This is a genomic window from Pseudomonas sp. MPB03 (assembly GCF_046605385.1).
GTDB lineage: Bacteria > Pseudomonadota > Gammaproteobacteria > Pseudomonadales > Pseudomonadaceae > Aquipseudomonas > Aquipseudomonas zanjanensis.
This window is the reverse complement of the sequence record NZ_CP176770.1, coordinates 4,417,651-4,444,352: the sequence shown is the minus strand read 5'-3', so window position 1 is coordinate 4,444,352 and position 26,702 is coordinate 4,417,651. Positions and strand designations below refer to the sequence as shown.

Here is a 26,702-nt window from a genome sequence, read left to right as displayed (position 1 = left end):
GCTATTCTTGGGCCGCACGTCTATCCGTGGAAGGGAGAAGCAAGCGTGGATAAAGTCATCGTCATCACCGGTGGCGGCCGCGGAATTGGGGCGGCCACGGCGCTGTTGGCTGCCGAAGCGGGCTATCGGATCTGCATCAATTACCAGTCTGATGAAAGTGCCGCGCAAGAGGTGCTCGAACAGGTTCGGGCCAAGGGCGCACAGGCAATTGCCGTGCGGGCCGACGTGAGCATTGAAGATGAAGTCATCGGCCTGTTCAATCGGGTGGATGCCGAACTGGGACGTGTCACCGCCCTGGTGAATAACGCCGGTACGGTTGCCCATAAGTCCCGACTCGATGAAATGTCCGAATTCCGCATCCTCAAGATACTGAAGACCAACGTGCTGGGGCCGATCCTGTGCGCCAAGCACGCGGTGCTGCGCATGTCGCCCAAACATGGCGGGCAGGGCGGCAGCATCGTCAACGTCTCGTCGGTGGCCGCCCGCCTGGGCTCGCCGGGAGAATACGTCGACTATGCGGCCTCCAAGGGCGCGCTGGACACCTTCACCGTCGGCCTGTCCAAGGAAGTGGCCGGAGAAGGCATTCGCGTCAACGCGGTGCGTCCCGGCTATATCTATACCGATTTCCACGCCCTGAGCGGCGACCCGGATCGGGTCAGCAAGCTGGAGTCGGCGATTCCCATGGCCCGTGGCGGGCGTCCGGATGAAGTGGCCGAGGCGATTATCTGGCTGCTGTCGGACAAGGCTTCGTATGCGACCGGGACGTTTGTGGATCTGGGGGGCGGGCGCTGAGTCCTGGGGTGTCTGTTCCGGCCTCATCGCGAGCAAGCTCGCTCCCACAGTTTGATAGGTGGTGAGCCAGATATCTTGGACACAGCAGAACCAATGTGGGAGCGAGCTTGCTCGCGATGGCGGCCTGACAGGCACCCCAATCTCAAAACGACCGAATAATCCGCCCCAACGTCTCCATGGCCTTTTCCGAGGCTTCGGTCCACGGGCTGCCGTAGTTCAAGCGGATGCAATTCCTGAAGCGCCGGGTCGGTGAAAAGATCGGGCCCGGTGCGATGCTGATGCCTTGGGCCAGGGCCATCTGGAACAGCTTCAGCGAATCCATCTGCTCGGGCAGCTCCAGCCACAGGAAGTAGCCGCCCGCGGGCTGGCTGACCCGGGTCTGGGCCGGGAAATAGCGGGCGATGGCGGCAAGCATCGCGTTTTGCTGTTCTTCCAGGGCGTAGCGCAGTTTGCGCAGGTGACGGTCGTAGCCACCGTGTTGCAGGTAGTCGGCAATGGCGGCCTGGGCCGGCATCGAGGCGCACAGCGAGGTCATGAGCTTGAGCCGTTCGATCTTCTGCGCGTAGCGCCCGGCGGCGACCCAGCCGATGCGATAACCCGGGGCCAGGCTCTTGGCGAACGAACCGCAATGCATCACCCATCCTTCAGTGTCGAACGCCTTGGCGGGCTTGGGCGCCTGCTGGCCGTAATAAAGTTCGGCGTAGACGTCGTCCTCGATCAGCGGCACCTGATGGCGACGCAGCAACGCCACCAGCGCCTGTTTCCGTTCCTCGGGCATGGTCGCGCCCATGGGGTTCTGAAAACTGGTCATGCACCAGCAGGCCTTGATCGGGTGACGCTCCAGCGTCTGCTCCAGCACGTCCAGGTCGATGCCGTCGCGCGGGTGGACCGGAATCTCCACCGCCTTGAGCTTGAGCCGTTCCAGTACCTGCAGGCTGGCATAAAATGCCGGCGCCTCGATCGCCACCAGGTCGCCGGGCTCGGTCACGGCTTGGAGGCACAGGTTCAAGGCTTCCAGGGCACCGTTGGTGACCAGCAGTTCTTCCATGGGCAGCATCAGCCCGCCAACCATGTAGCGCAGGGCGATCTGGCGACGCAGTTGCGGATTGCCCGGTGACATGTCCGTGACCACCACCCGCGGGTCCATGTCCCGTGTTGCACTGGACAGCGAGCGGGACAGCCGTTGCAACGGGAACAGCGTCGGGCTGGGGAATGCCGAGCCGAACGGTACGGTGTTCGGGTCCTTGATCGAATCCAGGACTGAAAACACCAGCTCGCTGACGTCGACTTCGGTGGACTCGTGCACTTGGCTGCTGATCGCCGGCTCGGAAAACGGGCTCGGTGCATGGGTGTTGACGAAGTAGCCGGAGCGCGGCCGGGCCCGGATCATGCCGCGTCGCTCCAACAGGTAATAGGCCTGGAACACCGTGGACGGGCTGACGCCGTAGGTCTGGCTGGCGTAGCGCACCGACGGCACGCGCTGGCCCGGCCCCAGCATGCCCGAGCGGATCAGTTCAGCGATGTCGTCGGCGAATTTCTCGTAGCGTTTCATGGTGGGCCCAGTGACATTTGTGAACTTGACTGTGGGAGCGAGCTTGCTCGCGATCGCGGTGGCATATCCAACATTGATGCAAACTGACCCACTGCTATCGTCGGAACGCCGCCCGGAGCAAGCTCGCTCCCACAGTTACCCTGCATCTTAAAGCTTCACCGATTCATCGGTGCGACAAAACGGCTCTTGGCCACGCTGTAGTTGTCGGGCTCGTCACTGTCGGCGACCTTGAAGGTCATTTCCAGGGAACCTTTGCCGGGCCGTTCGCTGAGCATCGCCACCGACACCGGGACATCGACGATTTCCCCCGGGGCCAGGCTCAACCGGGTCTTGCCCTGCAGGACGAAGCCGTCGCCGTCCACCAGGGACAGCTGATAGGCCTGGCGCTGCTGGGTCTTGTTGATGATTTTCAGGCTGTAGATATTCTCGATCTGGCCGGCGCTGTTTTCGCGGAACAGGCCGCGGTCCTTGCTGACGTCCAGCGACACCATGGGCCGTTGCACCAGCGCCACGGCCAGCGCGCCGATCATCACCAGGAGCACGGCGGTATAGCCGATCAGTCGCGGGCGCAGCAGGTGAGTCTTGCCCCCCTGCAATTGATGTTCGGAGGTGTATTTGATCAGGCCACGGGCGTAACCCATCTTGTCCATGATCGAGTCGCAGGCATCGATGCAGGCCGCGCAGCCAATGCATTCCATCTGCAAGCCGTCGCGGATGTCGATGCCGGTGGGGCAGACCTGCACGCACATCTGGCAGTCGATGCAATCGCCCAGGCCAATATTGGCCGGATTCACCTCGCGTTTGCGCGGGCCGCGGATTTCGCCGCGGGCCGTGTCGTAGGAAATGGTCAAGGTGTCCTTGTCGAACATCACGCTCTGAAAGCGTGCATAAGGGCACATGTGCATGCACACCGCCTCACGCAGCCAACCGGCGTTGAGGTAGGTGGCGGCAGTAAAGAACAGCACCCAGAACAAGCTCACGCCCGCCATTTGCAGGGTCAGCAGTTCCTCGGCCAAGGGGCGGATCGGCGTGAAGTAGCCCACGAACGTCAGGCCGGTGAGCAGGCTGATGGCCAGCCACAAGGTGTGCTTGGCGCTACGGCGCAACAGTTTGTTCAGGCCCCACGGCGCCGCTTGCAGTTTGATCCGCTGGTTGCGTTCGCCTTCGGTGATTTTCTCGCACCACATGAACAGCCAGGTCCAGGAGCTCTGTGGGCAGGTGTAGCCGCACCACACGCGACCGGCAAACACGGTGATCGCGAACAGGCCGAAGGCAGCGATGATCAACAGCGCCGACAGCAGGATGAAATCCTGGGGCCAGAAGGTCGCGCCGAAGATATGGAATTTGCTTTCGGAAAGGTCCCAGAGCACTGCCTGGCGGCCGCCCCAGTTCAACCACACCGTGCCGAAGAACAGCAGGAACAGAATCCCCGCACCGCTGATGCGCAAGGTGCGGAACAAGCCGGTGAAGCTGCGGGTGTGGATCAGGGCGTCGGTGGTCCTGGCCTTGATCTTGGTTGGCGCAGGTTCGAACGTCTGTATCAACTGGACGGGGATTCTATCGCTCATGGTCGGTCGCTCATCAGCCTCTATCTGGCCGGCGCACTATGACCATGGAACTGTTTGCATAACAGACTCAGGTGTTTCGATAAAAACCGGATCAGATGCCGCGAAACCCAGGCGCTGCGACACTTTGATGCACCCATGGATGGACAAACAACGCCTTTTGGCTGACGCACCGACGGTTGGGCGTTCAACACTTTGTGGCAAGGGAGCTTGCTCCCGCTGGGTTGTAGGTGCTGTCGAGTGCAACGAGGCTGCGATCTTTCCACTGACAATTGAGTCGAGAGCGAAAGATCAAAAGATCGCAGGCTTCGCCAGCTCCTACAGAGCCCAGCGGGAGCAAGCTCCCTCGCCACAAGGGATACATTGCTCTGAGCACTGGGATTTTATTGCTCTGGCAGGTGGGCTCAGATCGCCGAGCCGCTGTCCGTGGCCTTGAGGTGCTTGCGCTCATCGACCGCACCGGCCACGGTCAGGGCATCGGCTTCAGCCTCGGTGATGTAGACCCGGTCGCCATTGAGTTCCACGACCGACATGGCTTTGTCCGGGTCGGTGATGATGGTCAGCTCGCTGGCGGGGCGCTGTTCGGTGCCGTTGGGGGTTTCGAAATGGCAGGTCTGGTTGTCGTCGATACGGACAGTCATGGCGTTGCTCCTTCTGGGATCATGAATGTTAGGTCCCTCGGCCAAGCCAGGGTTCGTCGCGGCTGATCAGCGGTCGGGTGCACCTCTGGCTTCGCTTGCGGTCCATCGTTTATCCAACGCAAAAGAGGACTGTCAATGAACGCCTGGTGGCATGAAGTCTGGATAACCCTGCAGGCGGAATTCGCCGACATCACCGATGCCCAGCAGATGACCCGGGTCACGGTGCGGCTGGTCATGGCCGCGCTGCTGGGCGGCATCCTGGGTTTCGAGCGCGAACACAAGGGCAAGGCGGCCGGTGTGCGGACCCACATGCTCGTGGCTCTGGGGGCGGCGTTGTTCGTCCTGGTGCCGCAGATGTCCGGGTCCCAGGCCGATGCCATGAGCCGGGTGATTCAGGGTGTGGTCGCCGGCATCGGTTTTCTCGGTGCTGGCACCATCCTGAAAAACAACGACGGCGACGAAAGTCACGTCAAGGGCCTGACCACGGCGGCCGGCCTCTGGATGACAGCCGCCATCGGCGTTGCGGCTGGGCTGGGGCGGGAAGCCACGGCAGTCCTCAGCACAGTGCTGGCCCTGGCGATCTTCAGTGTGATGCCGATGATCGTCCGGGCGCTGGAGAAGGACGACAAGCTGTGACACGAGGATCAGCCTGAACACGCAACCCTGTGGGAGCGAGCTCGCTCGCGATGGCGGAGCCTCAGCCAGCCACTATGCTGATTGACACTCCGCCATCGCGAGCAAGCTCGCTCCCACAGGGTACTGCCGCCATGAATCAAACCCGCTCCGGCGGCTTCTCGCTGGGCGGGTCACCCTTGGGCGGCTGCGGGTCCAGCGGCGGGTCTTTCTCGGGAATCGGCTCGGGATCAGGGCTGGGCGGGGGCAAGTTGGGGTCGTCGATGTTCGGATCGGGTGTTTCGGCCGGGATGGGAATATTCATCGGGACGGGTCTCCGTAACGCACATGGCTTGAGTCGTGCTTATGGTTGTTGACCATCCAGCGCCGGGTTTGATCCCGGATGCATCCCGGGGCAAATCCCGCTGAACTTTTAACCGTCGTTCCGGTTCGGAGTTTAAGTGAGTTTTTTCAGGGACCCGTTGGGCCTTTACCGCCACAAGCGCGTCCATGGGGCGTAAAAGGAGCGATGCTCGATGACTGCCGAACACCCGTCTGACCTGGCCTACAACCCGCATTTGCCGTTGTCTCAGGCCTTGTTGTTGCCGCGTATCGCGATTGAAAACACCATGCCGGTGATCGACGGCGGGCAATTCGCCGCCAAGGCCGTGGCTGGGCAGGACGTGACGGTGACCAGCAAAGTGTTCGCCGACGGTCACGACAAGCTGGCGGTGCGCATTCGCTGGCGCTCGCTTCAGGATGACGTATGGAACAGCGAGGTCATGAGCGACCTGGGCAATAACGGCTGGCGCGGCCAGTTCACCGTGCCTGAGCAAGGCCGCTATGTGTTCTGCATCGAGGCCTGGATCGACCAGTTCGCCAGTTTTCGCTACGAGCTGGAGAAGAAGTTCGCTGCCGGGGTGCCCATCAGCCTGGAATTGCAGGAGGGGCGCAATCACGTGCACATGGCGGCCGAGCGCAGCAGCGGTGAACTGAGCGAGCAACTGGCGGCCTTGCACCACGAACTCTCCGGCCTGTTGCCGAACGAACAGGTGGCGCTGTTCCTGGCTCCACGCAGTGCCGACCTGATGTCCCTGGCCGATCATCGACCCTACTTGAGCATCAGCCCCGAATACCCGTTGGATGTGGAGCGAAAACTGGCCGAGTTTGCCAGTTGGTATGAACTGTTTCCCCGCTCGATCACCGACGATCCCCAGCGCCACGGCACCTTCAACGACGTGCATTCACGCTTGGCGGTGATCCAGGACATGGGCTTCGATGTGCTGTATTTCCCGCCAATCCACCCCATCGGCCGCAGTTTCCGCAAAGGCCCGAACAATTCCCTCACCGCCGGCCCCGACGATCCAGGCAGCCCCTATGCCATCGGCAGCGAGGAGGGCGGGCACGAGGCCATCCACCCGCAATTGGGCAGCCGCGAGGACTTCCGGCGCCTGGTGGCGGCGGCCGCTGAGCACGGCCTTGAGATCGCCCTCGACTTCGCCATCCAGTGTTCCCAGGACCACCCCTGGCTCAAGCAGCATCCCGGCTGGTTCAGCTGGCGGCCGGACGGCACGATCAAATATGCGGAAAACCCGCCGAAGAAATACCAGGACATCGTCAACGTCGATTTCTACGCGGCCGATGCGATCCCCAGCCTGTGGGAAGAACTGCGGGACATTGTGGTGGGCTGGGTCGAGGAAGGCGTGAAGATTTTCCGGGTCGACAACCCGCACACCAAGCCTCTGCCGTTCTGGCAATGGCTGATCGCCGATGTCCGGGCCCAATACCCTGAAGTGATCTTCCTGGCTGAAGCGTTCACCACGCCGGCGATGATGGCGCGGCTGGGCAAGGTCGGGTATTCCCAGAGCTACACCTATTTCACCTGGCGCAATACCAAGGCCGAACTGGCGACCTATTTGAGCGAGCTCAACGAGTCGCCGTTACGCGAGTGCTACCGACCGAATTTCTTCGTGAATACGCCAGACATCAACCCGGCCTTTCTCCATGAGTCGGGGCGCCCGGGTTTCTTGATCCGCGCGGCGCTGGCGACCATGGGCTCAGGCCTGTGGGGCATGTATTCGGGCTTCGAACTGTGCGAGTCGGCCCCGGTACCGGGCAAGGAGGAATACCTCGACTCGGAGAAGTATGAGATCCGTCCCCGGGACTTCACCGCCCCGGGCAACATCATTGCGGAGATCGCCCAGCTCAACCGCATTCGTCGGCAGAACCCGGCGCTGCATACCCATCTGGGCCTGAGGATCTACAACGCCTGGAACGACAACATTCTCTATTTCGGCAAGCGCACGGCCGATGGCAGCAATTTCATCCTGGTGGCGGTGAGCCTCGACCCGCACAACCCGCAGGAAGCCAATTTCGAATTGCCGCTGTGGGAAATGGGCCTGCCCGACGACGCCCAGACCCAGGGCGAGGACCTGATGAACGGACACCGCTGGACCTGGTACGGCAAGTACCAGTTCATGCGGATCGACCCGGCGTACCAGCCGTTCGGGATTTGGCGGATCAGCGTGGCGTGATGCCGCGCGATGTCGAGTGAGGGCTGTTGTGGCGAGGGAGCTTGCTCCCGCTCGGCTGCGAAGCAGTCGTGATTTCAAGGGGGCCGCTTCGCGCCCAGCGGGAGCAAGCTCCCTCGCCACATAGACCTCATCACAGAACAAGGCCTCGCCGCATAACAAGACCCCACAAGCCTGTATCCCGCGGCTTTAATGAATTATCAGGAGTTGCACATGGCGAAGAAACCCCGGTCTGCCACCTTTATCAAGGATCCGCTCTGGTACAAGGATGCGGTGATTTATCAGGTTCACGTTAAATCCTATTACGACTCCAATAACGACGGGATCGGCGACTTTCCCGGCCTGATCGAAAAACTCGACTACATCGCCGACTTGGGCGTCAACACCATCTGGCTGCTGCCGTTCTATCCTTCCCCCCGGCGCGACGACGGTTATGACATCGCCGAATACCGCGGCGTCAGCCCCGACTACGGCACAATGGCCGATGCCCGGCGGTTCATTGCCGAAGCCCACAAGCGCAACCTGCGGGTGATCACCGAGTTGGTCATCAACCACACCTCCGACCAACACCCCTGGTTCCAGCGCGCGCGCAAAGCCAAGAAAGGTTCGAAGGCGCGGGACTTCTACGTCTGGTCCGATGACGACCATAAGTACGACGGCACGCGCATCATCTTCCTCGACACCGAGAAGTCCAACTGGACCTGGGACCCGGTGGCGGGCCAGTACTTCTGGCACCGTTTCTACTCCCACCAACCCGACCTCAATTTCGACAACCCGCAGGTCATCAAGGCCGTGTTGTCGGTGATGCGCTACTGGCTGGACATGGGCATCGACGGCCTGCGCCTGGATGCCATCCCGTACCTGATCGAGCGCGACGGCACCAATAACGAAAACCTGCCCGAGACCCATGACGTCCTGAAGCTGATCCGCGCCGAGATCGACGCCAACTACCCCGACCGCATGTTGCTGGCCGAGGCCAACCAATGGCCGGAAGACACCCAGTTGTACTTCGGCGATGTCGACGCCCAAGGGCTGAACGGTGACGAATGCCACATGGCCTTCCACTTCCCGCTGATGCCACGCATGTACATGGCCCTGGCCCAGGAAGATCGTTTCCCCATCACCGACATTTTGCGCCAGACCCCGGAGATTCCCGCCAATTGCCAGTGGGCAATTTTCCTGCGCAACCACGATGAGCTGACCCTGGAGATGGTCACCGACAAGGAGCGCGACTACCTGTGGAATTACTATGCGGCCGACCGTCGGGCGCGTATCAACCTGGGCATTCGCCGGCGCCTGGCGCCGCTGCTGGAGCGCGATCGTCGTCGCGTCGAGCTGCTCAACAGCTTGCTGCTGTCGATGCCCGGTACGCCGACGTTGTACTACGGCGATGAAATCGGCATGGGCGACAACATCTACCTGGGCGACCGCGATGGGGTGCGTACGCCGATGCAGTGGTCCATCGACCGCAACGGTGGTTTCTCCCGCGCCGACCCGGCCAGCCTGGTGCTGCCGCCGATCATGGACCCGCTGTACGGCTACCAGTCGGTCAACGTCGAGACCCAGGCCGGCGACCCGCACTCGCTGCTCAACTGGAACCGGCGCATGCTGGCGGTGCGCAAGCAGTCCAAGGCCTTCGGCCGTGGCACGTTGAAGATGCTCTCGCCGAGCAACCGCCGGATCCTGGCCTATACCCGCGAATACACCGGGCCCGACGGCAAGCACGAAATCATCCTGTGCGTGGCCAACGTGTCCCGCAGCGCCCAGGCCGCCGAGCTGGACCTGTCGGCCTACGCCGGCATGGTCCCGGTGGAGATGCTCGGCGGTAATGCCTTCCCGCCCATCGGCCAGTTGAACTTTCTGTTGACCCTGGCGCCGTACGGCTTCTATTGGTTCGCCCTGGCGGCGGAAAACCAGATGCCGAGCTGGCACGTGGAGCCGGCCCAGAGCCTGCCGGACTTCACCACGTTGGTGCTGAAAAAACGCCTGGAAGAATTGCTCGAAGCGCCATCGCGCACCACGTTGGAGCAAACCATCCTGCCGACCTGGTTGCAGAACCGGCGCTGGTTCGCCGGCAAGGACAGCGCGATCGAGAAGGTCGATATTGTCTATGGGGTGCGCTTCGGCGATCCACAGCATCCGGTGTTGCTCAGTGAAATCGATGTCACCAGTGGCGGCCAGACCCTGCGTTACCAATTGCCGTTCGGCTTGCTTGCCGAGGACCAAGTCGGCGCCGCGTTGCCGCAGCAACTGGCCTTGTCCCGGGTACGCCGGGTGCGCCAGGTGGGCTTGATCACCGATGCCTTCAGCCTGGAAAGCTTCGTGCGCGCGGTGCTGCACAGCATGCAGGCCGCCACGGTGCTGCCGTTCGCCGAAGGTGAGTTGCGTTTCGAGCCGACCGAAGGCCTGGCCGCGTTGAACCTGGGAGACGAGCCGGAGGTGCGCTACCTGTCCGCCGAACAATCCAACAGTTCGGTGGTGGTAGGGGGCAGCCTCGTCCTCAAGCTGATCCGCAAGGTCGCCTCGGGTGTGCACCCGGAACTGGAAATGAGTGCCTACCTGACCGCTGCCGGCTTCAGCAATATTTCACCGCTGCTGGGCTCGGTGATTCGCCGCGACGCCCAAGGCCAAGATGCGTTGCTGATGATCGCCCAAGGCTACCTGAGCAACCAGGGCGACGCCTGGGAATGGACTCAGAACAACCTCGAACGCGCCTTGCGCGATGAGCTGGCGGACGCTGTGTCCGAGCAGGAGCAGCATTACAACGCCTTGGGCGAGCTGAAGGATTTCGCCGGCATGCTCGGCCAACGCCTGGGGGAAATGCACCAGGTATTGGCCCAGGCCACCGACGACCCGGACTTCGCACCGCAAACCACCAACGTCAAGGAAGCCCAGGCCATCGGCAAGGACGTGGCCGCCCAGGTGGAAAACGCCTTGCGCCTGCTCAAGCAGAACCAAGGCCAATTGAACCCCGCCGACCAGGCCATGGTCGCACGCTTGCTGGAGCACAAGAAAACCGTCCTGGCCCATGTCCAGGAACTGGCCGGCAAGGCCGCGGGTGGCTTGCGCATTCGCGTCCATGGCGACCTGCACCTGGGCCAAGTCCTGGTGATCAAGGGCGATGCTTACCTGATCGACTTCGAAGGTGAGCCGGCGCGGCCATTGCATGAGCGACGGGGCAAGCACAGCCCGTACAAGGATGTCAGTGGCGTGTTGCGTTCCTTCGATTATGCGGCGGCCATGGCGATTCATTTGCACACCGTCGACAGCACGGCCGATGCCGATGCGGCGCGGCAACGGGTCGCCGATCGTTATTTGAAAGAGGCTCGCCAGGCATTTGTCGAGGCATATCGGCTGGCGGCAGCTAGTCTTGCCCATGAGTGGAAGGATGCTGAAGGCGAAGACGCCGCGCTGGCGTTGTTCGGCCTGGAGAAGGCGGCCTATGAAGTGGCCTATGAAGCCGAGAATCGCCCCACCTGGCTGCCCGTGCCGCTGCACGGCCTGGTCGGGTTGTTGAAGGGGCTGCAACCCTTTTCCGACGTAGCCGGACCGATTTAGTGGAGAGAATCATGAGTGTCTCGAATAAAGAACCCCAGGGGCAGGCCAAGGAGTCCTTGTTGCCGGCGCCCCATGACATCGACGCGCTGGTGCGTGCCGAACATCACGACCCGTTTTCCATCCTTGGGCCCCATGGCGACGGCGCCGGCGGCCAGTTCATCCGTGCCTACCTGCCCGGTGCCCTGAGCGTACATGTGTTGGCCCGGGACAGCGGCGAAGAACTGGGTGAGCTGCAAGTCACCGAAACCCCGGGGCTGTTCGTCGGCCATTTCCCTCGCGCCCAGGCGTACTTGCTGCGCACCCGTTGGGCTGGCGGCGAGCAGGTTGCCGAAGACCCCTACAGCTTCGGCCCGTTGCTGGGGGAGATGGACCTTTACCTGTTCGCCGAGGGTAACCATCGTGATCTCAGCGCCTGCCTGGGGGCGCAGTTGAAGACCGTCGATGGCGTCGACGGCGTGCGCTTCGCGGTCTGGGCACCGAACGCGCGACGGGTGTCGGTGGTGGGGGACTTCAACGTCTGGGACGGACGGCGGCATCCGATGCGCATCCGTTATCCATCCGGCGTGTGGGAGATCTTCATCCCGAGGCTCGGTGCTGGCGAAGGCTACAAGTATGAAATCCTCGGCGCCCACGGCATCCTGCCCCTCAAGGCCGACCCGGTGGCGCTGGCCACGCAGATGCCGCCGGACACCGCTTCCAAGGTCGCCTCGCCGCTGAACATCGAATGGCACGACGATGAGTGGATGCAAAGCCGGCGCGAACGCCAGCTACCGGGCGCGCCGTTGTCGATCTATGAATTGCACGCCGGCTCCTGGCAGTGCGAAATCGACGAGGCGGGGGAGGTGGCCCGGCAATACAACTGGCATGAAATGGCCGAGCGGTTGATTCCGTATGTCAAGGACCTGGGCTTCACCCACATCGAGCTGATGCCGATCATGGAGCACCCGTTCGGCGGTTCCTGGGGCTATCAGCCGCTGTCACAGTTCGCGCCGACGGCTCGCTTCGGCTCGCCGGACGATTTCGCCGCGTTCATCAACGCCTGCCACCAGGCCAATATCGGGGTCATCCTCGACTGGGTACCGGCGCATTTCCCCACCGATACCCACGGCCTGGCCCAGTTCGACGGCACCGCTCTGTACGAATACGGCAACCCGCTGGAAGGCTTCCACCAGGATTGGGACACGCTGATCTACAACCTGGGCCGCACCGAAGTGCACGGCTTCATGCTGGCGTCGGCGTTGCACTGGCTCAAGCATTTCCACGTCGACGGCCTGCGGGTGGATGCCGTGGCCTCGATGTTGTACCGCGACTATTCGCGCAAGGCCGGTGAGTGGGTGCCCAACCGTCACGGCGGGCGGGAAAATCTCGAAGCCATCGATTTCCTGCGGCACCTCAACGATGTGGTGGCGCTGGAAACCCCCGGTGCCTTGGTCATCGCCGAAGAGTCCACCGCGTGGCCGGGCGTCAGCCAGAGCACCCAGCAGGGCGGCCTGGGTTTCGCCTACAAGTGGAACATGGGCTGGATGCACGACTCACTGCACTACATCCAGCAAGACCCGGTATACCGCGCCCATCACCACAACGAACTGAGCTTTGGCCTGGTGTATGCCTGGTCCGAGCGTTTCGTGCTACCGATTTCCCACGACGAAGTGGTCCATGGCAAACGCTCGCTGATCGACAAGATGCCCGGTGACCGCTGGCAGAAGTTCGCCAACCTCAGGGCCTACCTGAGTTTCATGTGGGGCCATCCCGGCAAGAAATTGTTGTTCATGGGCTGTGAGTTCGGCCAATGGCGCGAGTGGAACCACGACCAGCAGTTGGATTGGTACCTGCTGCAATACCCGGAGCACCGGGGCGTGCAGAAGTTGGTGAGCGATCTGAACCGGCTGTACCGCGAAGAACCGGCGCTGCATGACCAGGATGACGCGCCCCAGGGTTTCCAATGGCTGATCGGTGACGATGCCCTCAACAGCGTCTACGCCTGGCTGCGCTGGAGCAAGGATGGCCGGCCGGTGTTGGTGGTCGCCAACTTCACCCCGGTGCCACGCGAGGCCTACCGGGTCGGCGTGCCGTTCGGCGGGCGTTGGGTCGAATTGCTCAATAGCGATGCCGACACCTACGCCGGTTCCAACTACGGCAACGGCGGCGGTGCCTCCACCGAAGAAGTGCCCAGCCATGGCCAGGCCTTGTCGCTGGAGCTCAACCTGCCGCCGTTGGCGGTGTTGATCCTGCGGCCGGAGGGTTGATCACACAATCTCCTGTGGGAGCGAGCCTGCTCGCGATGCGGTCCGCCTGAGAGGGCGATATTGGATGTGCCGCCGTCATCGCGAGCAGGCTCGCTCCCACAAGGTGTCATGGGTGACTCCAGGCTCATGAGCTCCTGAACCAATGTGGGAGCGAGCTTGCTCGCGATGGCGGTGGATCAGTCAACTTGATAGAGGCTGACACTGCGCAATCGCGAGCAAGCTCGCTCCCACAGGGGAGTTGATCGACTCAGCGCACCAGGCACGGTTGCTTGTTGTTGAACGTCCAGCCCGGGATCAGGAACTGCATCGCCACCGCATCGTCCCGCGCACCCAGCCCCATGCCTTTGTACAGCTCATGGGCCTTGGCCAGTTGGTCGGTGTCCAACTCGATCCCCAACCCCGGTTTTTTCGGCACTTGCACGCAACCGCCCTGGATCTGCAGCGGCGCCTTGGTCAACCGCTGGCCGTCCTGCCAGATCCAGTGGGTGTCGATGGCCGTGATGTCGCCCGGTGCCGCGGCGGCTACATGCGTGAACATCGCCAGGGAAATATCGAAGTGGTTGTTGGAATGGGAACCCCAGGTCAGGCCCCACTCGTTGCACATCTGCGCCACGCGCACGGAGCCCTGCATCGTCCAGAAATGCGGGTCGGCCAGGGGAATGTCCACGGACTGCAAGGTGATGGCGTGACCCATTTCGCGCCAATCGGTGGCGATCATGTTGGTGGCGGTCTTCAGGCCCGTGGCGCGGCGGAATTCGGCCATGACCTCGCGCCCGGAATAGCCGTTCTCGGCACCGCAAGGGTCTTCGGCATAGGCCAGCACTTTGTGCTGGTCGCGGCACAAACGGATCGCCTCCTTGAGTGACCAGGCGCCGTTCGGATCCAGGGTGATGCGCGCCTGTGGAAAGCGCTCGGCCAGGGCCGTGACCGCTTCGATTTCTGCGTCGCCTTGGAGCACGCCGCCCTTGAGCTTGAAGTCCTGGAAGCCATAACGAGCCTGGGCCGCTTCGGCCAGGCGCACCACGGCGTCGGCGTCCAGGGCTTTTTCGTGGCGCACGCGGAACCAGTCGTTGTCGGCGTCCGGTTCGTTGCGATAGGGCAGGTCGGTCTGCTGGCGATCGCCGACGTAAAACAGATAGCCGAGCATCTTCACTTCATCACGCTGCTGGCCTTCGCCGAGCAGCGCGGCGACCGGTACGTCCAGGTGTTGGCCGAGCAGGTCCAGCAAGGCCGCTTCCAGGCCAGTGACCGCATGGATAGTGATGCGCAGGTCGAAGGTCTGCAGGCCACGGCCGCCGGCATCGCGGTCGGCAAAGGCTTGGCGCACGGTGTTGAGGATCTTCTGGTACGTCCCGATAGGGCTGCCGACCACCAGCGAACGGGCGTCTTCGAGGGTCTGGCGAATGCGCTCGCCGCCGGGTACTTCGCCCACGCCGGTGTGACCGGCGTTGTCCTTGAGAATGACGATGTTGCGGGTGAAGAACGGACCGTGGGCGCCGCTGAGGTTCAGCAGCATGCCGTCGTGGCCGGCCACGGGTACGACCTGCATGCTGGTGATGATCGGGGCTTTGCTGGTTTCTGGAAGGCTCATTTGTACTTAATCCTTGGACAATCGAATGATCAGACGTGGCTGGTGGCCGGGTCGACCGGCGTTGTCACCGCTTTGGGCTTGGGCGTGTTGCGTGCGGCAAACACGATGATCGCGGCAATGATCGAGGTGGCCGCCAAGCCGTAGAGGCCACCCTGGATCGAGCCGGTGTGCTCTTCCAGCAGGCCGAACGTGGTTGGGGCGACGAACCCGCCGAGGTTGCCCACCGAGTTGATCAGGGCAATCACCCCGGCGGCGATGCGGGCGTCCAGGTAGGCCTGGGGAATCGGCCAGAACAGCGACGACGCCGACTTGAAGCCCAGGGCCGCGAAGCAGATGGCGACGAAGGCAAAGATCGGGCCGCCGGTGGTGGACATGAACATCCCCGCCGCGGCGATCAACAGGGCCGTGGCGACCCAAGCCTGCTGGAACTTCCATTTGGCCGACAGCGAGGCGAAGGCGTACATGCCGACGATCGACAGCAGCCACGGGATCGAGTTGAACAGCCCGACCTGAATGTCGCTCAGTTCGCCCATTTTCTTGATGATGCTCGGCAGCCAGAACGTGGCGGCATAGATCGTCAATTGGATGAAGAAGTAGATCAGGCAAAACAGGATGATCTGGCGGTCCTTGAGCAACTGGCCGATGGACAGTTTGATCGGCGAGGCGGCTTCCCGTGCGCGCTGTTCATCGTCGATGGTCTTGACCAGCACGTCTTGTTCTTCACGGCTCAGCCATTTGGCGTCGTGGGGCTTGGAGTCCAGCCAGAACCAGACGAACACGCAGAGGCAGACGGAAAACATCCCTTCGATGAAGTACATCCACTGCCAGCCGTGCATGCCCAGGCCATTGATTTGCAGCAGCAGGCCCGACAGCGGGCCGGAGATCAGCGAGGCAATGGCCGAACCGCTGAGGAAGATGGCGATGGCTTTGCCGCGCTCGACGCCGGGCAGCCAGCGAGTGAAGTAGTAGATGACCCCGGGGAAGAATCCGGCTTCGGCCACGCCCAGCAAGAAGCGCAGGATGTAGAAATGGGTTTCGTTCTGGATGAAGGCCATACCCGCAGCCACCAGGCCCCAGGTGAGCATGATGCGGGTCAGCCAGATGCGTGCACCGATGCGTTGCAAGAGGATGTTGGACGGCACTTCGAACAGCGCATAGCCGATGAAGAACAGGCCGGCGCCAAAACCATAGGCCGCCGCACCGATGCCCAGGTCGTGCTCCATGTGGGCACGCACGAAGCCGATGTTCACGCGGTCGATGTAGTTGACGATAAACATGATGACGAACAGCGGCAGGATATGGCGCTTGACCTTGGCGATGGCCGACAGCAGCACCGGATCCGCTCCGGCATTCGCCTTGGGGCTGGATGTGTTCACTGGTTTCTCTCCCACTCGTTATTTTTATGCGGGGCATCGTCTATGTGTCGATGTTGATAGACATCATACAACTTGATTTTTTTGGATGACAAGCAGTTTTTCAGCATGATTGGATTGGGTGGGAAAGGTTTTTATTGCGTGTTTGTTGGCTTTTGCCGAAGTCGTCGATTTTATTCAGGGTTTTTGAAGGTATCGGTAGCACTATCTAATGAGTGCGGATTTCAATGAAAATCGATTGATCTTGAGTGTTGTCATACAAGTTGAGGGTTCGCCGAGGAGATTTCCCGCGCCCGCTGGTGATACGATCAGCCAGCCTGTTTTCAAGGAACCCCGGCGATGCCGCAAGATACCGAAGCGCCCCTGCGCAAGCGCACCCACAACCTGGCCCATGACCTGGTGGCGAAGCTGAGCCAGAGCATCCTGCTGGGGCAGTTGAAACCGGGCGAGAAGTTGCCGTCGGAAGGTGCCATCGTGCAGGCCCATGGCGTCAGTCGTACGGTGGTCCGTGAGGCGATTTCCAAATTGCAGGCCTCGGGGCTGGTGGAGACTCGCCACGGCATCGGCACCTTTGTGCTGGCGCAAACTGGCGAGCAGGGGCTGCGGCTGAATGTCGACACCGCTGCGGGGGTGCGGGCGATGCTGGAACTGCGTCTGGGCCTGGAAACCCAGGCCGTCGCCTTGGCGGCCCAGCGTCGCAGCGAACACCAACTGCAGCAGATGCGCCAGGCGTTGGAGGATTACCAGCGGTTGTCCAGCAACAACGACAGCTGTGTCGAAGCTGACCGGCGTTTCCATCTGCTCATCGCCGAAGCCACGGACAACGCCTGTTTTGTCGAGATCATGCAGCACCTGGGCAGCGCGATGATTCCCAGGACCCGTGTGAACGTGGCCGAGCGCGGCCAGGCGGATCTGAGCAAGCTGGCGCAGTTTGCCAGCCTTGAGCACGAGGCGATCTTCAACGCCATCAAGCGCCAGGACCCGGACGCCGCCCGCGCCGCCATGTGGCTGCACCTGACCAACAGCCGTGACCGGTTTGGCGCCGGATCCTGACAGCTCATCGTCGCCTGGCCCACCGCCATCTCGAGCAAGCTCGCTCCCACAAGGGAATCAGCGGTGCAGCGATACCTGAAACCCCTCATAACCACTGTGGGAGCGAGCTTGCTCGCGAAGGCTGCGGCACAGCCCGACATCTCCATCAACTGACCCACCGCCTTCGCAAGCAAGCTCGCTCCCACAAGGGAATCAGCGGTGCAGCGATACCTGAGAACCCCTCAAAACCACTGTGGGAGCGAGCTTGCTCGCGATGGCGCCGGCACAGCCAACATCGCTACTAACTGACCCACCGTTTCCCACAGGAGGCATGGGGATTCAGTGGCTCAACCCGCTTTGGCCGGAGCAGTGGGGGTGTTTCCGGCCACAGGCGATGGTGAGCTTTTCATCAGTGCATCCAAGGCCTGCCGGTAGTTTTTGCCCGCCAGGCTCATGCTGTTGTTATGCGTCGCCCCAGGCACCAGCAGCAGGCGCTTGGGTTCCCGGGCGGCATTGAACAGTTGTTCACTGAACCGTGGCGGCACGTAGCGGTCAGCGGCGCCATGGACAACCAGCAGCGGCATGTTGATCTCGCCGATCTTGTCGATAGAGTCGAACTTCTGCGACAGCAGCCAACGCACCGGCAGGGAGGTATTCGCCATCGCGGTGGCGACATCGCCCAGGGAGGTAAAGGTGGATTCGATGACCAAGCCCCGGACCCGGGCTTTGCCATCCTTCTCCACCTGCTGGCCGAGTTGCGCAGCGAGGTCCACCGCGACGGCGCCCCCCAGGGAATGGCCATAGATCAGCCGCAGGCTTGGGTCCGGTTGCAAGACTTCGAGACGCTCCCAGGCAATGCGTGCATCTTCATAGACGCTGGCCTCCGACGGCAGCTCCCCATGGCTTTTCCCAAAGCCACGGTAGTCGATGGCCAGTACCGAATAGCCCAACGCCCTCAATTGCTGGATACGAAACAATTGGCCAGTCAAATTCCAGCGTACGCCGTGCAAATACAAAATGGCCGGCGCGTTCTTGCGTTCGGCCGGCCACCACCAGCCGTGGATATTTTCCCCGGCCTTGAAGCTTTTGGGCTTGAGGTCAAATTCCTGCACACCACTGGGCAACCCACTGAACCAGCTCGCCGTTCCCGGCTCGATGCGAAAGACCAGTTCTCGTTCCTTGTGCTGCAACACCCCGCAGCCCACCGGCAGGCCGATCACCAATGCGCTCATGCACAGCCAAGCCAACCAGCGGCGTTTCAGGCCAGAAAGTAAGAGTGAAGACATCGATGCCATTCGCTACTCGAAACCGAAGATGCCTTGTAGCAGATTCTTCGAAATCGACGCAGGGATTTCGGGCTGTCATTCGTCTGAAGCGCGCTTGTCGGCGCTGGAAAATCCCCCAACCCTGTGTCTTACTCCCTGTTCCTTAGGGGGAGGGCAACGCGATGCGACGTAGAAGCGCACAGTATTGGCTTTGGGTGAACAGCCGGTTGCCGGCGCGTAACCACGAAGAGACCCTGGAAGACGGTACCCAGGTCGAGGTTCAAGCAAGAATCAATCAGCAGGGCATGACGCAAGTCTTCGTCTGTGTTTATCGTCCGAATGGATCCGTTTGGGTCGAAGAGTTCTACGACCGCACCTTGCATGAACCACTGGCCCAGGCGTTGGAATGGGGCCTGGACCGGGCGCGGGATATCGTCGCCGGTACGGCGTGTTTCAAGGCACCCCACAAGATCCAGGCGACCCTCGGCCCGTTGATTCAGGACGAGTGTGCCCTGGCCCTGCGGCGCATGGACATGAGCGAGGAAGAGCGGCGCAGTCTCAAGGCGCGGGATGCGTGGGCCGAATACCTCAACGCCAAGGAAGCGATGTTGGCGCTGATGCGTTCACCCCGGGTGGATGCCAATGTCTGGGAGGCGCAGAAGCGCCGGTTGCGTGAGGCCATCGATCGCCGTGCCTCGCTGGCGCGGCTGAGCCTCGGTGCTTGAACACGGTAGTTGAAACAACGAATGAGCTGTAGCGAGGGCCCTCGCCACAGGTATACGCGTCCCTGTCAGTGCCTATCCCCATGCTCAACCAGCTTCAACACCCGCGTGGTCCGGCCATGCGCGACCTTGGGCACGCCCGCCAGGCGCTTGTGCAGTACGTGGGTCAACGAGTCTCCTGGCATCAGGCTGGCATCGCCAAAATCTCCGTCCAATTGCAGCGGATGAACAATGACCTCGAGCGAGCCGTGTTCCGGCGGCGCGGCGTGGTCCAGGTCGGCTGGCGTGCAGACGTAATCCGCTGTCGCCCCGCACAGGCTGCGCAAGCGCCGGTTGAGCAGGGTCTTGAAAATGCGCTTGGGCAGGTTCAAGTTCACCCCCAGGTTGCGCGCCAGGCGCATGGGCACGCCTTGCCGGGCGGCGAAGCGGGCCACCAGTTCGCCGATGGGCCAGATATTGTGCACGTGCTGATGAGAGTCGAGGTGGCTGGGGCTCAGGCCATGATCCAGACAACGTTGCCATTGCGCATGGAGCTCATCTTCTACCGCCGCCAGGTCCTTTGTACCCAGGCGCAGGCAATACCGCGACAGGTTCAGGTCGAACTGGCCATTGGCGTCGCAAAAAAGCCGGCGCGATGCGATTGCCTGGCCCAGCGACGGGCCGTAGCTGAGATTGAAGTGCAGGCCGACGTGGCCGTTGAGCAGCGGTTGCCGGGCCCATTCACAGGCTTGCTCGAAACCCGGCATGTTGGCCATGGCCGAGGCGGAACTGATCACGCCGGTCTCGAAGGCCCGCAGGATCAATGCGTTTGCGCTGAGGCTGAGCCCGAAGTCGTCAGCGTTGATGATCGCTCGGCGAGGCATGGGTGTGCTCCTGGGGCTTGGTGGAAGACGATGACGTCGCCGCGGTTGGTTTAGTCTTGCGCTTGCCAAGCCATGGTTTCAGGCTCTTCCAAAGCCGCAAGGCGAAACCCAGGAGCAAACCATCAGGCTGCCAGGAATAAAAACTCCAACGCCAGTGTTCCAGCAGGCCGGTCATGCGCTCGTGCAATTGATGGTTGGAGTTATTGAGACTGACCCGCGACGCATCGATCCAGCGCCAGTTTTCGTCCAGCCCCCAGCGAATCCACTCTTCAAGCAATACCCGGCCGCTGCCCAGGTCGGCATGCTGCGGCAGGAACGCCAGGTTGTAATCGTACAGCCGGCCCTGGTCCAGCAGGCCGAGGCGATAGCTGATGCACTCGCCGTTCAGCTCCAGCAGCACCACCCGCACCAGGCCTTGGGCGGCGAGGGCGGTGAAGGCGTGGTTCATCCATTGCTGGCGCCTGGGGTCGGCGAAAATGCCGACACCTTCCTCGCCTTTCCAGCTGACCGCCTCGACGTCGGCGAGGGTTCGCAGCAATTGCCCCATGCTGATGGCATCCGGTGTCACCCGGCGGATCTCGGCGCCACAGGCGGCGATCCGCTTGCGCGCCCGGCGCAATTTGTAGCGTGGATCGCCGGATATCTCTTGACGGTCACTGTCATTGATCAAATGCACCGGAACCCGGCAACTGAGCCGCCGTTCTCCGGTTGAACTCAGCGCCATCCAGGCGCTGAGGACGCTTTGCTCACCGATCGGCTCGATCACTTCATTCAATTGCAGCAACGCGTGAGGCAAGTGCTGACGGATCTGCATCAGCGCCTGCCCCATGTCTTCGGCGTCCAGGCGCGCCAGCAGGGCGATGCGGTCGGTCATTGGAAAACCCAAGTGATGCAACACTCGGAACCGCAACCCGCCGATACGTTCACGTCCTGATATCAAGGGCAGGCAAAGGCACAAGGCCTGGTCTTGCCAGCCCAGCAGGACATGCAACTGCTGCTCGGGCAACAGGGCGAATTCCGCCGCTTGCAGCCAGGCCAGGCTATTGAACGGTGTTGCGTCGGCCACCTGGGTCAGCAGCTGTTCATAAGCTGATACAGGAAAATCCGCTGCGCCCAGGGAGCGACACCATTGGAACCGGATCGCCATGGGGATCAGGCCGCCGACGTCGAGGCAGCCGGCTGCGCCGGTTTACGGAACGCGTCCAGTGCCGTGCCGGCGTAAGACGTATTGCGCAGGAACCGCCAAAGACCGAACAAACGGTAGAGGTGGGTGATCTGCCCGCGCTCCTGGAAGCCCATGCGGATGTGCATCTTGATCGCCTGGATGTTTTGCAGATCGCAGACATCGACCATCGTGCTGCAACCCTGGTCCGCCATGACTTTCCACACCTCCAACTGCATGTCCGCCGAGATACTGGTCCCCCAGTATTGACGAATCGCCTCGCCACCGAACTGAAAGTATTCGCCAGGCTTGATCGGAAAGTTGCAGCGGTAGAAATGGCGGTCGAAATAGTCCCGTGTACTGGCCCAGGCGAAGCCCACGCTGTCGCCCTGATCATCCAGGTACATCAAGCCGGTGTAGCCTTCGGCCGCCAACTCGCGCATGGTTTCGACGCGGTCGCCGAAGTGTCGGGCAAACGCATCGGCGTTGCTGACCGTGATGAACTCCAGGCGCATCGGTGGGTAGGGCTTGAGGTTATGGGGGGGGAGCGGGGTCCGTATGTCATGCTCCAGCCATACCAGTCGGGTGTGGGCAAATACGTAGCGTCTGCACAGCTGCTTTAGAACGGCGCGCAGACCTTTTTTCTGGATGCGATCACGCAATGTTTGCAGAGCGTTCATGGTGCCTCCTGACGGGTGGCAGGGTTGGGGGGAAGGGGAGCTGTCCAACTGAGGGCGAACACGGTTTCCCCTGGCAGGAGGAACCCGACCTGGCCGGCCTTGCACTCAAGCGCAGCGCTGTGGCTGCGGTTGTCCGGGCCGAAATACATCAAGGTCATGCCTGGCTGAGGGCAGGCCGTGCCGTCGAGGCTGACCTGATGGGCTCGCGTGCTTTTGTTCACGCCCAGCAGATTGCGTTGTTTTCCGGTGGCCATGGCCAGTACGTCGACTTCAAACGCGTCGTTGTCCAGGCGCAGCACCTGGTCGAGCCAGTGCTGTTGGATGAACTGCTGGGCCAGGCCCACGGGCTTGAGCTCGAAGCGCTGGTCGTCCAGCACCCGCACCATGCCTTTGGGGTATTCGGGTTCGTCGGCGAGCATGAACCAGTTGAGCATGTCGAGCCAACCATCCGCGGAGGCGTTGATTGCCACCGATGTCCACCACAAGGCGGCGTAGTGGGTTTCCTGGTCGTAAGGGCTGAGGCTCGAGCCGCTGGACATATTGGTCTGGTCCAACAGCAACGCCTTGCGGGGCCGGCCCTGGCTGTCCAGCCCCACCAGGTTGGCGGCCTGACGGACGCTGTCGCGGTAGACCCGGGTCGCCAGCAGGTCGCGGATCATCCATTCGTGCCAGGCCAAGGCGTCGATCTGGTCGTCGGACGTCGCGAGCAGGCGCCGTGCCCAGTCGATCCCGCGCTTGTCAGCCGCATTATCGGTGAAGGGGCCGTTGGTGAACCGGGAGCTGGCGGGTATGGCGATGCGGACACCGGCGCGTGCGTTGGCAGGGTTGGCGCGGACCTGGGCCGCCATGCTCTGGAACAGTTGCTGGAAACTGGCGAAGTCTGGGTAGTTCAGGTTTGGCTCATCGGCAAAACTGAGGTAATGGATACCGTTGCCGCCCGAAGCCCGGGTCGACATGAGCCAGGCTTGCAAACCGCTGAGACTGGTCCGGTCGGCCTGCAGATCCGCCCGGCGCTGGGTAGCGGCCAGCAGGGTGATGTCCTGGCTGATGCCGAAGCGGCCCTGATACAAACGTCGGAAGGCGTCTTCATGATTGACCTTGGCCGCCATGACATCGACAAAACTGTAGAGGCTTGCCGCCTGGGGTTTGAGCGCATCGAGCATCGCGTAGCTGGAGGGCGGCAGTAATTCGTAGGGCAGGTATATGCCCAGCTTGGGGGTCGTGCCGAGCGTCTCGTCGTGTAGCGTCAGGTGGGTCTGCCCCGGATCCTGGCGCACCGGTTGCAAGTGCGCCGGGTCCTGGGCGAACAGGTTGGCCGTGCCGTCCAGCCAGAACGCCAGCTTGCCATTGCCCTGTACATGCAGGCGCCAGACTTGTTCAACATCCGTCACCGGCAGGGCCACTTGGTCGAACTGCCAATAGGCGCGGTACGGCTTGAGGTTCAGTTGCAGCTGTTTGCCATCGGCGACGCGCCGGGCTTGCAATGCCCGCGCGCCGCCGTGGAACTTGCCTGCCAGCACCGCCTGTTCGCCGGCTGCCACTTTGAAATACAGTTCGTCGCCATCGTGGGCTTCAGCACTGAAATGCACCTTGGCCGGAGCAAACAGTGCGCGGGTGCGGGCGTCGTGTTCGACGCTATAGCGCCGGAAACTGTAGCCGGGAATCTCCAACCGATAACTGGCGGCGCCGGGCAGCAAGGGCCATTGTTGCTCTCCGCGCACCTGGTCGGCCTTGACCAGGCGTTCGCCCGCCAACCGCCCGTGGCCGTCGAGCAGATACACGTGTTCGGCATTGGCCTCGGCCTGCCAGGCGGGCACCCAGCGTACGGTGACAGCATCCGGACGGTCGGTTTGCAGGTACAGGCTGCCGTCACGGATACCGGTCCACTGCATGGACGCGGCTTGGGCCGAGGTGGCCAAAAGCAGGAAACACAGGCAACCGCTCATTTTGAGCATGCGCTGCACGGGCCTCATCGCGAGCAAGCTCGCTCCCACAGTTGATTTGTGGTGGTCATGAAAATTGTGCTCGGCGCCAGGCTTTTGTGGGAGCGAGCCTGCTCGCGATGGCGCCGTCACACGCAACATCAGCGCCAACTGATCCACCGATTTCGCGAGCAGGCTCGCTCCCACAAGGGATTTGTGGTGCTTACACATACCGGACCCTGTGGGAGCGAGCTTGCTCGCGATGGCGGTTTTGCTGGCAACGGTGTTCACGCGGATTTCCCCAACAGCATCTGGCGCATCGGCAGCAAATCGCTGGGCAGGATAATCAGTGTCTGCCACGGCGCCACGCCGCTCAGGCGGCAATACATCACCAGCATGGCAACGGTCACGCCCAAGTAAGCGATGGACGAAGCGGCGGCGGCGCCGACGATGCCGTAGCTCGGAATCAGGATCAGGTTCAGCGCCAGGTTCAATAGCGCCCCCACGCCCATCAGCAACGAAACGCTGCCGGGGCGGCCCTTGCCCAGCAGGTCCAGGCGCAGGATGCTCGCGTAGCACAACCCGAACACCCCAGGCAGCAGCGCCAGCAGGGCCGGGTACGCCGGTTGATAGGCGATGCCGAACATGGTGACGATCAGCCATTCGCCGACCAGTACCATGCCCAGGCAGGCAGCGAGCATGGCCGTGGCGGTCAGGCGCAAGGCCAGCGGGGTCAGGCGCTTCATGTCTGTGTCTTGCTGCAGCAGGCGTTTCATCAGTGGCGTGGTGACCGCTTCCGGCACGATATGCAGCAGTTCAGCCGCGGCGCTGGCCATGGCGTAGTGCCCCAGCGCCGTGCTGCCCAGCAGTGCACCGATGAACAGGTAATCCGAGCGCATCATCAGTTGCTGGAACAAAAGGTCCGGATGACTGCGGACACCGTAACGCAGCAGTTCGTTCTGGCCGGTGCGATCCCAGCGCAGCGTGAACGCATGATCTCGGCGCAACCACATCCAGCCTGCCAGTACGACCAGGCTCAGGCCCGCCAGCCAGCTGATCAGCGCCGCTTCCAGCGCCGTGTCTTTCCACATCCAGAACAGCGCCACGAACAGCAACAGCGGGACCAGGGATTCCATCAGCCGCAAGGCATTGAACACACCGACGCCACCGGAGGCGTTGTGCAGTGTCAGCAGGCCGCTCTTGAGTACCGCCAGCGGCACGGCCAGCAACAGCAGCCAGGCCAGCAGCCCCAGTTGCAGGGTGATGTCCAGTTCGGCGCCGAACCCGCGCACCAGCGCCACCACCAGCAGCGTCAGCAACCCCGCCAGCAGGCAGCCGAAGACCAGCACGTGGCTGAGCAACAGGCTCATCGAGCGATGCTGCGCCGCCTGATAACCCACGGCAGAATTCAGGCCTCCACTGGTGGTGGCGCTGATCAGGTCCGGCAGGGTGCTCAGCAGTGCCAACAGCCCGCGTTCACTGGGCCCCAGGATCCGTGCCAGCAACACGTTGCGCAGCAGGCGCAGGCCGATCATTGCCAGGCTCGTGCCCATGCTCAACACCAAAAGCCTGATGTAATGTGCGCGATTCATGAACGGGCTCCTTGGCGAATGCGCCAGGCCAACAATTCAGGGTGGCAGGCGTTGCGCTGGCTGACGCCGAAACGCGGCAGGTTCAAAGGGTCGCCATCGTTGCGATACAGCCCGGCCTCGGTGCCCAGGGCGAAGGCAAAACCGTGGGCCGCCACCTGTTGGCGCACGCGAGCGTCGTTATCGCCGTTGGGGTAGCAATACACCGGCAAAGGTTGGGCGCAGCCGTTTTCCAGGGCTGTCCAACTGCGGGTCAGTTCTTCATGCAGGCGCTGGTCGTCCAGCCCGGTCAGGATCGCGTGGCTGGCGCCATGGGGGCCGAAGCGGACCAGGCCGGAATCTTCGAGCAGGCGCACCTGGGGCCAATCCAGCGCTTGGGGTTGCGAGCCGTGCGGGCAGGCCTGCGTGAGGTCGCTCAAGGTGCGCGGGTCGAGACTCTTGAGGCTTTGCAGATAATGCAGCAGCGCCAGGCTGCGGCGCTCATCGTCGATATCATCGAGCAGCACCGGCAACGGCCGCCCGACGTGTTGCAGCTGCTCGATCAGCGAATGCCGTGCCACCTGTCCGTGGCTGCCCCACAGGGTTTCGCCGATGCTTTCCCACCAGAAGTGCTGGCGACTGCCGACGAAGTCGGTGGACAGGAAAATACTCGCCGGCACCTGGTATTGGCGCAGCAACGGAAAGGCATTCATGGCGTTGTCGCGCCAGCCATCGTCGAAGGTCAGGGCCACTCGCGGCCGGTTGGGGACGCTTTCAGGGTCGGCGAGCAAGAGGGTCATCAGCGGCACACATTCGAAATGCCGTTGCAGCCAGATCAGCAAATGTTCAAACGCATCGGGCCCCACGCACAGCTCGTTGCGATGGGGCAATTCGGCGGCGCGGTCGTTGTTCAACACGCGATGCAACATCAGGATCACGCCGGCGCCACGCAGGGGGTGGCGGCCCAGGGACGTGTTCAGGTACAACCAGCCGCCGGTGCGCTTGAAGACGTGTTTGATCGACATCG

General features: G+C 62.3%; 20 protein-coding genes. 7 read left to right on the top strand and 13 right to left on the bottom strand.

Going from position 1 to position 26,702, the window contains the following annotated elements; all coding sequences use genetic code 11:
* The first annotated feature begins 45 nt into the window (after positions 1 to 45).
* The gene (locus ACLH0I_RS18975) at positions 46 to 792 is read left to right on the top strand and encodes an SDR family oxidoreductase (protein ID WP_186708540.1); all 747 of its coding nucleotides are present in this window, start codon (positions 46 to 48) and stop codon (positions 790 to 792) included.
* Between the two features lie 142 nt (positions 793 to 934).
* On the opposite strand, the gene mapR is transcribed toward ACLH0I_RS18975, so the two are convergent.
* The 3 genes from mapR to ACLH0I_RS18960 all read right to left on the bottom strand — a co-directional run bounded on the left by mapR (position 935) and on the right by ACLH0I_RS18960 (position 4,550).
* Complete coding sequence (gene mapR, locus ACLH0I_RS18970; RefSeq protein ID WP_250965328.1) at positions 935 to 2,344, bottom strand: GntR family transcriptional regulator MpaR; 1,410 nt, start codon at positions 2,342 to 2,344, stop codon at positions 935 to 937.
* Positions 2,345 to 2,499: 155 nt separating this feature from the next.
* Positions 2,500 to 3,912 carry a cytochrome c oxidase accessory protein CcoG gene (ccoG, locus tag ACLH0I_RS18965; RefSeq protein ID WP_250965329.1) on the bottom strand — a complete coding sequence of 471 codons (1,413 nt, stop codon included), beginning with the start codon at positions 3,910 to 3,912 and terminating at the stop codon, positions 2,500 to 2,502.
* A gap of 401 nt (positions 3,913 to 4,313) precedes the next feature.
* A complete protein-coding gene (locus ACLH0I_RS18960; protein ID WP_411385090.1) occupies positions 4,314 to 4,550 on the bottom strand; it encodes a DUF3203 family protein in 237 nt (78 codons plus the stop codon).
* Positions 4,551 to 4,685: 135 nt separating this feature from the next.
* Between ACLH0I_RS18960 and ACLH0I_RS18955 the strand changes: the two genes are divergently transcribed.
* Positions 4,686 to 5,186, top strand: coding sequence for an MgtC/SapB family protein (locus ACLH0I_RS18955; protein WP_186708554.1), 501 nt, complete (start codon positions 4,686 to 4,688; stop codon positions 5,184 to 5,186).
* Positions 5,187 to 5,322: 136 nt separating this feature from the next.
* Here the strand turns inward: ACLH0I_RS18955 and ACLH0I_RS18950 are convergent, their stop codons facing one another.
* The gene (locus ACLH0I_RS18950) at positions 5,323 to 5,487 is read right to left on the bottom strand and encodes a hypothetical protein (protein ID WP_411385089.1); all 165 of its coding nucleotides are present in this window, start codon (positions 5,485 to 5,487) and stop codon (positions 5,323 to 5,325) included.
* Positions 5,488 to 5,698: 211 nt separating this feature from the next.
* On the opposite strand from ACLH0I_RS18950, the gene ACLH0I_RS18945 reads away from it, so the two are divergent.
* The 3 genes from ACLH0I_RS18945 (at position 5,699) to glgB (ending at position 13,497) form a co-directional block, all read left to right on the top strand.
* A complete protein-coding gene (locus ACLH0I_RS18945) occupies positions 5,699 to 7,696 on the top strand; it encodes an alpha-1,4-glucan--maltose-1-phosphate maltosyltransferase (RefSeq protein ID WP_411385088.1) in 1,998 nt (665 codons plus the stop codon).
* Between the two features lie 210 nt (positions 7,697 to 7,906).
* A complete protein-coding gene (gene treS / locus ACLH0I_RS18940) occupies positions 7,907 to 11,251 on the top strand; it encodes a maltose alpha-D-glucosyltransferase (RefSeq protein ID WP_411385087.1) in 3,345 nt (1,114 codons plus the stop codon).
* Positions 11,252 to 11,262: 11 nt separating this feature from the next.
* Complete coding sequence (gene glgB, locus ACLH0I_RS18935) at positions 11,263 to 13,497, top strand: 1,4-alpha-glucan branching protein GlgB (protein WP_411385086.1); 2,235 nt, start codon at positions 11,263 to 11,265, stop codon at positions 13,495 to 13,497.
* Between the two features lie 247 nt (positions 13,498 to 13,744).
* On the opposite strand, the gene gudD is transcribed toward glgB, so the two are convergent.
* Both gudD and ACLH0I_RS18925 read right to left on the bottom strand, forming a co-directional pair.
* A complete protein-coding gene (gudD, locus tag ACLH0I_RS18930; protein WP_411385085.1) occupies positions 13,745 to 15,088 on the bottom strand; it encodes a glucarate dehydratase in 1,344 nt (447 codons plus the stop codon).
* Positions 15,089 to 15,117: 29 nt separating this feature from the next.
* Positions 15,118 to 16,464 (bottom strand): MFS transporter, encoded by a 1,347-nt coding sequence (locus tag ACLH0I_RS18925; protein WP_411385084.1) that lies wholly within the window; start codon positions 16,462 to 16,464, stop codon positions 15,118 to 15,120.
* Positions 16,465 to 16,800: 336 nt separating this feature from the next.
* On the opposite strand from ACLH0I_RS18925, the gene ACLH0I_RS18920 reads away from it, so the two are divergent.
* Complete coding sequence (locus ACLH0I_RS18920; RefSeq protein ID WP_411385083.1) at positions 16,801 to 17,514, top strand: FadR/GntR family transcriptional regulator; 714 nt, start codon at positions 16,801 to 16,803, stop codon at positions 17,512 to 17,514.
* Between the two features lie 326 nt (positions 17,515 to 17,840).
* Here ACLH0I_RS18920 and ACLH0I_RS18915 read toward each other — a convergent pair whose 3' ends face one another.
* Positions 17,841 to 18,779 (bottom strand): alpha/beta hydrolase, encoded by a 939-nt coding sequence (locus ACLH0I_RS18915; RefSeq protein WP_411385082.1) that lies wholly within the window; start codon positions 18,777 to 18,779, stop codon positions 17,841 to 17,843.
* A gap of 161 nt (positions 18,780 to 18,940) precedes the next feature.
* Here ACLH0I_RS18915 and ACLH0I_RS18910 point away from each other — a divergent pair, with 161 nt between their 5' ends.
* A complete protein-coding gene (locus tag ACLH0I_RS18910; protein ID WP_250965340.1) occupies positions 18,941 to 19,483 on the top strand; it encodes a hypothetical protein in 543 nt (180 codons plus the stop codon).
* A 65-nt stretch (positions 19,484 to 19,548) separates the two neighbouring features.
* On the opposite strand, the gene ACLH0I_RS18905 is transcribed toward ACLH0I_RS18910, so the two are convergent.
* The 6 genes from ACLH0I_RS18905 to ACLH0I_RS18880 all read right to left on the bottom strand — a co-directional run bounded on the left by ACLH0I_RS18905 (position 19,549) and on the right by ACLH0I_RS18880 (position 26,700).
* Positions 19,549 to 20,343, bottom strand: coding sequence for a carbohydrate deacetylase (locus tag ACLH0I_RS18905; RefSeq protein WP_411385081.1), 795 nt, complete (start codon positions 20,341 to 20,343; stop codon positions 19,549 to 19,551).
* Positions 20,315 to 21,490: a GNAT family N-acetyltransferase gene (locus ACLH0I_RS18900; RefSeq protein ID WP_411385080.1), complete on the bottom strand. Its 1,176-nt coding sequence runs from the start codon at positions 21,488 to 21,490 to the stop codon at positions 20,315 to 20,317. Before ACLH0I_RS18900 ends, ACLH0I_RS18905 begins: the two co-directional genes overlap by 29 nt.
* A 5-nt stretch (positions 21,491 to 21,495) precedes the next feature.
* Entirely contained in the window at positions 21,496 to 22,185 is a 690-nt protein-coding gene (locus ACLH0I_RS18895) for an N-acetyltransferase (protein ID WP_186708603.1), read from the bottom strand.
* Positions 22,182 to 24,131, bottom strand: coding sequence for a hypothetical protein (locus ACLH0I_RS18890; protein WP_411387533.1), 1,950 nt, complete (start codon positions 24,129 to 24,131; stop codon positions 22,182 to 22,184). Before ACLH0I_RS18890 ends, ACLH0I_RS18895 begins: the two co-directional genes overlap by 4 nt.
* A gap of 263 nt (positions 24,132 to 24,394) precedes the next feature.
* Complete coding sequence (locus ACLH0I_RS18885; RefSeq protein ID WP_186708605.1) at positions 24,395 to 25,699, bottom strand: oligosaccharide flippase family protein; 1,305 nt, start codon at positions 25,697 to 25,699, stop codon at positions 24,395 to 24,397.
* Entirely contained in the window at positions 25,696 to 26,700 is a 1,005-nt protein-coding gene (locus ACLH0I_RS18880; protein WP_411385079.1) for a polysaccharide deacetylase family protein, read from the bottom strand. Before ACLH0I_RS18880 ends, ACLH0I_RS18885 begins: the two co-directional genes overlap by 4 nt.
* Between the last annotated feature and the right edge of the window lie 2 nt (positions 26,701 to 26,702).

Excerpts from the sequence above, each read along its gene's own strand:
- ACLH0I_RS18920 (WP_411385083.1), top strand. The coding sequence starts at position 16,801 with ATGCCGCAAGATACCGAAGCGCCCCTGCGCAAGCGCACCCACAACCTG.
- ACLH0I_RS18945 (WP_411385088.1), top strand. The coding sequence starts at position 5,699 with ATGACTGCCGAACACCCGTCTGACCTGGCCTACAACCCGCATTTGCCG.
- ccoG (WP_250965329.1), bottom strand. The coding sequence starts at position 3,912 with ATGAGCGATAGAATCCCCGTCCAGTTGATACAGACGTTCGAACCTGCG.
- glgB (WP_411385086.1), top strand. The coding sequence starts at position 11,263 with ATGAGTGTCTCGAATAAAGAACCCCAGGGGCAGGCCAAGGAGTCCTTG.
- ACLH0I_RS18960 (WP_411385090.1), bottom strand. The coding sequence starts at position 4,550 with ATGACTGTCCGTATCGACGACAACCAGACCTGCCATTTCGAAACCCCC.
- ACLH0I_RS18895 (WP_186708603.1), bottom strand. The coding sequence starts at position 22,185 with ATGAACGCTCTGCAAACATTGCGTGATCGCATCCAGAAAAAAGGTCTG.
- ACLH0I_RS18950 (WP_411385089.1), bottom strand. The coding sequence starts at position 5,487 with ATGAATATTCCCATCCCGGCCGAAACACCCGATCCGAACATCGACGAC.
- ACLH0I_RS18955 (WP_186708554.1), top strand. The coding sequence starts at position 4,686 with ATGAACGCCTGGTGGCATGAAGTCTGGATAACCCTGCAGGCGGAATTC.
- ACLH0I_RS18880 (WP_411385079.1), bottom strand. The coding sequence starts at position 26,700 with ATGTCGATCAAACACGTCTTCAAGCGCACCGGCGGCTGGTTGTACCTG.
- ACLH0I_RS18900 (WP_411385080.1), bottom strand. The coding sequence starts at position 21,490 with ATGGCGATCCGGTTCCAATGGTGTCGCTCCCTGGGCGCAGCGGATTTT.
- ACLH0I_RS18915 (WP_411385082.1), bottom strand. The coding sequence starts at position 18,779 with ATGTCTTCACTCTTACTTTCTGGCCTGAAACGCCGCTGGTTGGCTTGG.
- treS (WP_411385087.1), top strand. The coding sequence starts at position 7,907 with ATGGCGAAGAAACCCCGGTCTGCCACCTTTATCAAGGATCCGCTCTGG.
- ACLH0I_RS18910 (WP_250965340.1), top strand. The coding sequence starts at position 18,941 with ATGCGACGTAGAAGCGCACAGTATTGGCTTTGGGTGAACAGCCGGTTG.
- mapR (WP_250965328.1), bottom strand. The coding sequence starts at position 2,344 with ATGAAACGCTACGAGAAATTCGCCGACGACATCGCTGAACTGATCCGC.
- ACLH0I_RS18890 (WP_411387533.1), bottom strand. The coding sequence starts at position 24,131 with ATGAGCGGTTGCCTGTGTTTCCTGCTTTTGGCCACCTCGGCCCAAGCC.
- ACLH0I_RS18885 (WP_186708605.1), bottom strand. The coding sequence starts at position 25,699 with ATGAATCGCGCACATTACATCAGGCTTTTGGTGTTGAGCATGGGCACG.
- ACLH0I_RS18905 (WP_411385081.1), bottom strand. The coding sequence starts at position 20,343 with ATGCCTCGCCGAGCGATCATCAACGCTGACGACTTCGGGCTCAGCCTC.
- gudD (WP_411385085.1), bottom strand. The coding sequence starts at position 15,088 with ATGAGCCTTCCAGAAACCAGCAAAGCCCCGATCATCACCAGCATGCAG.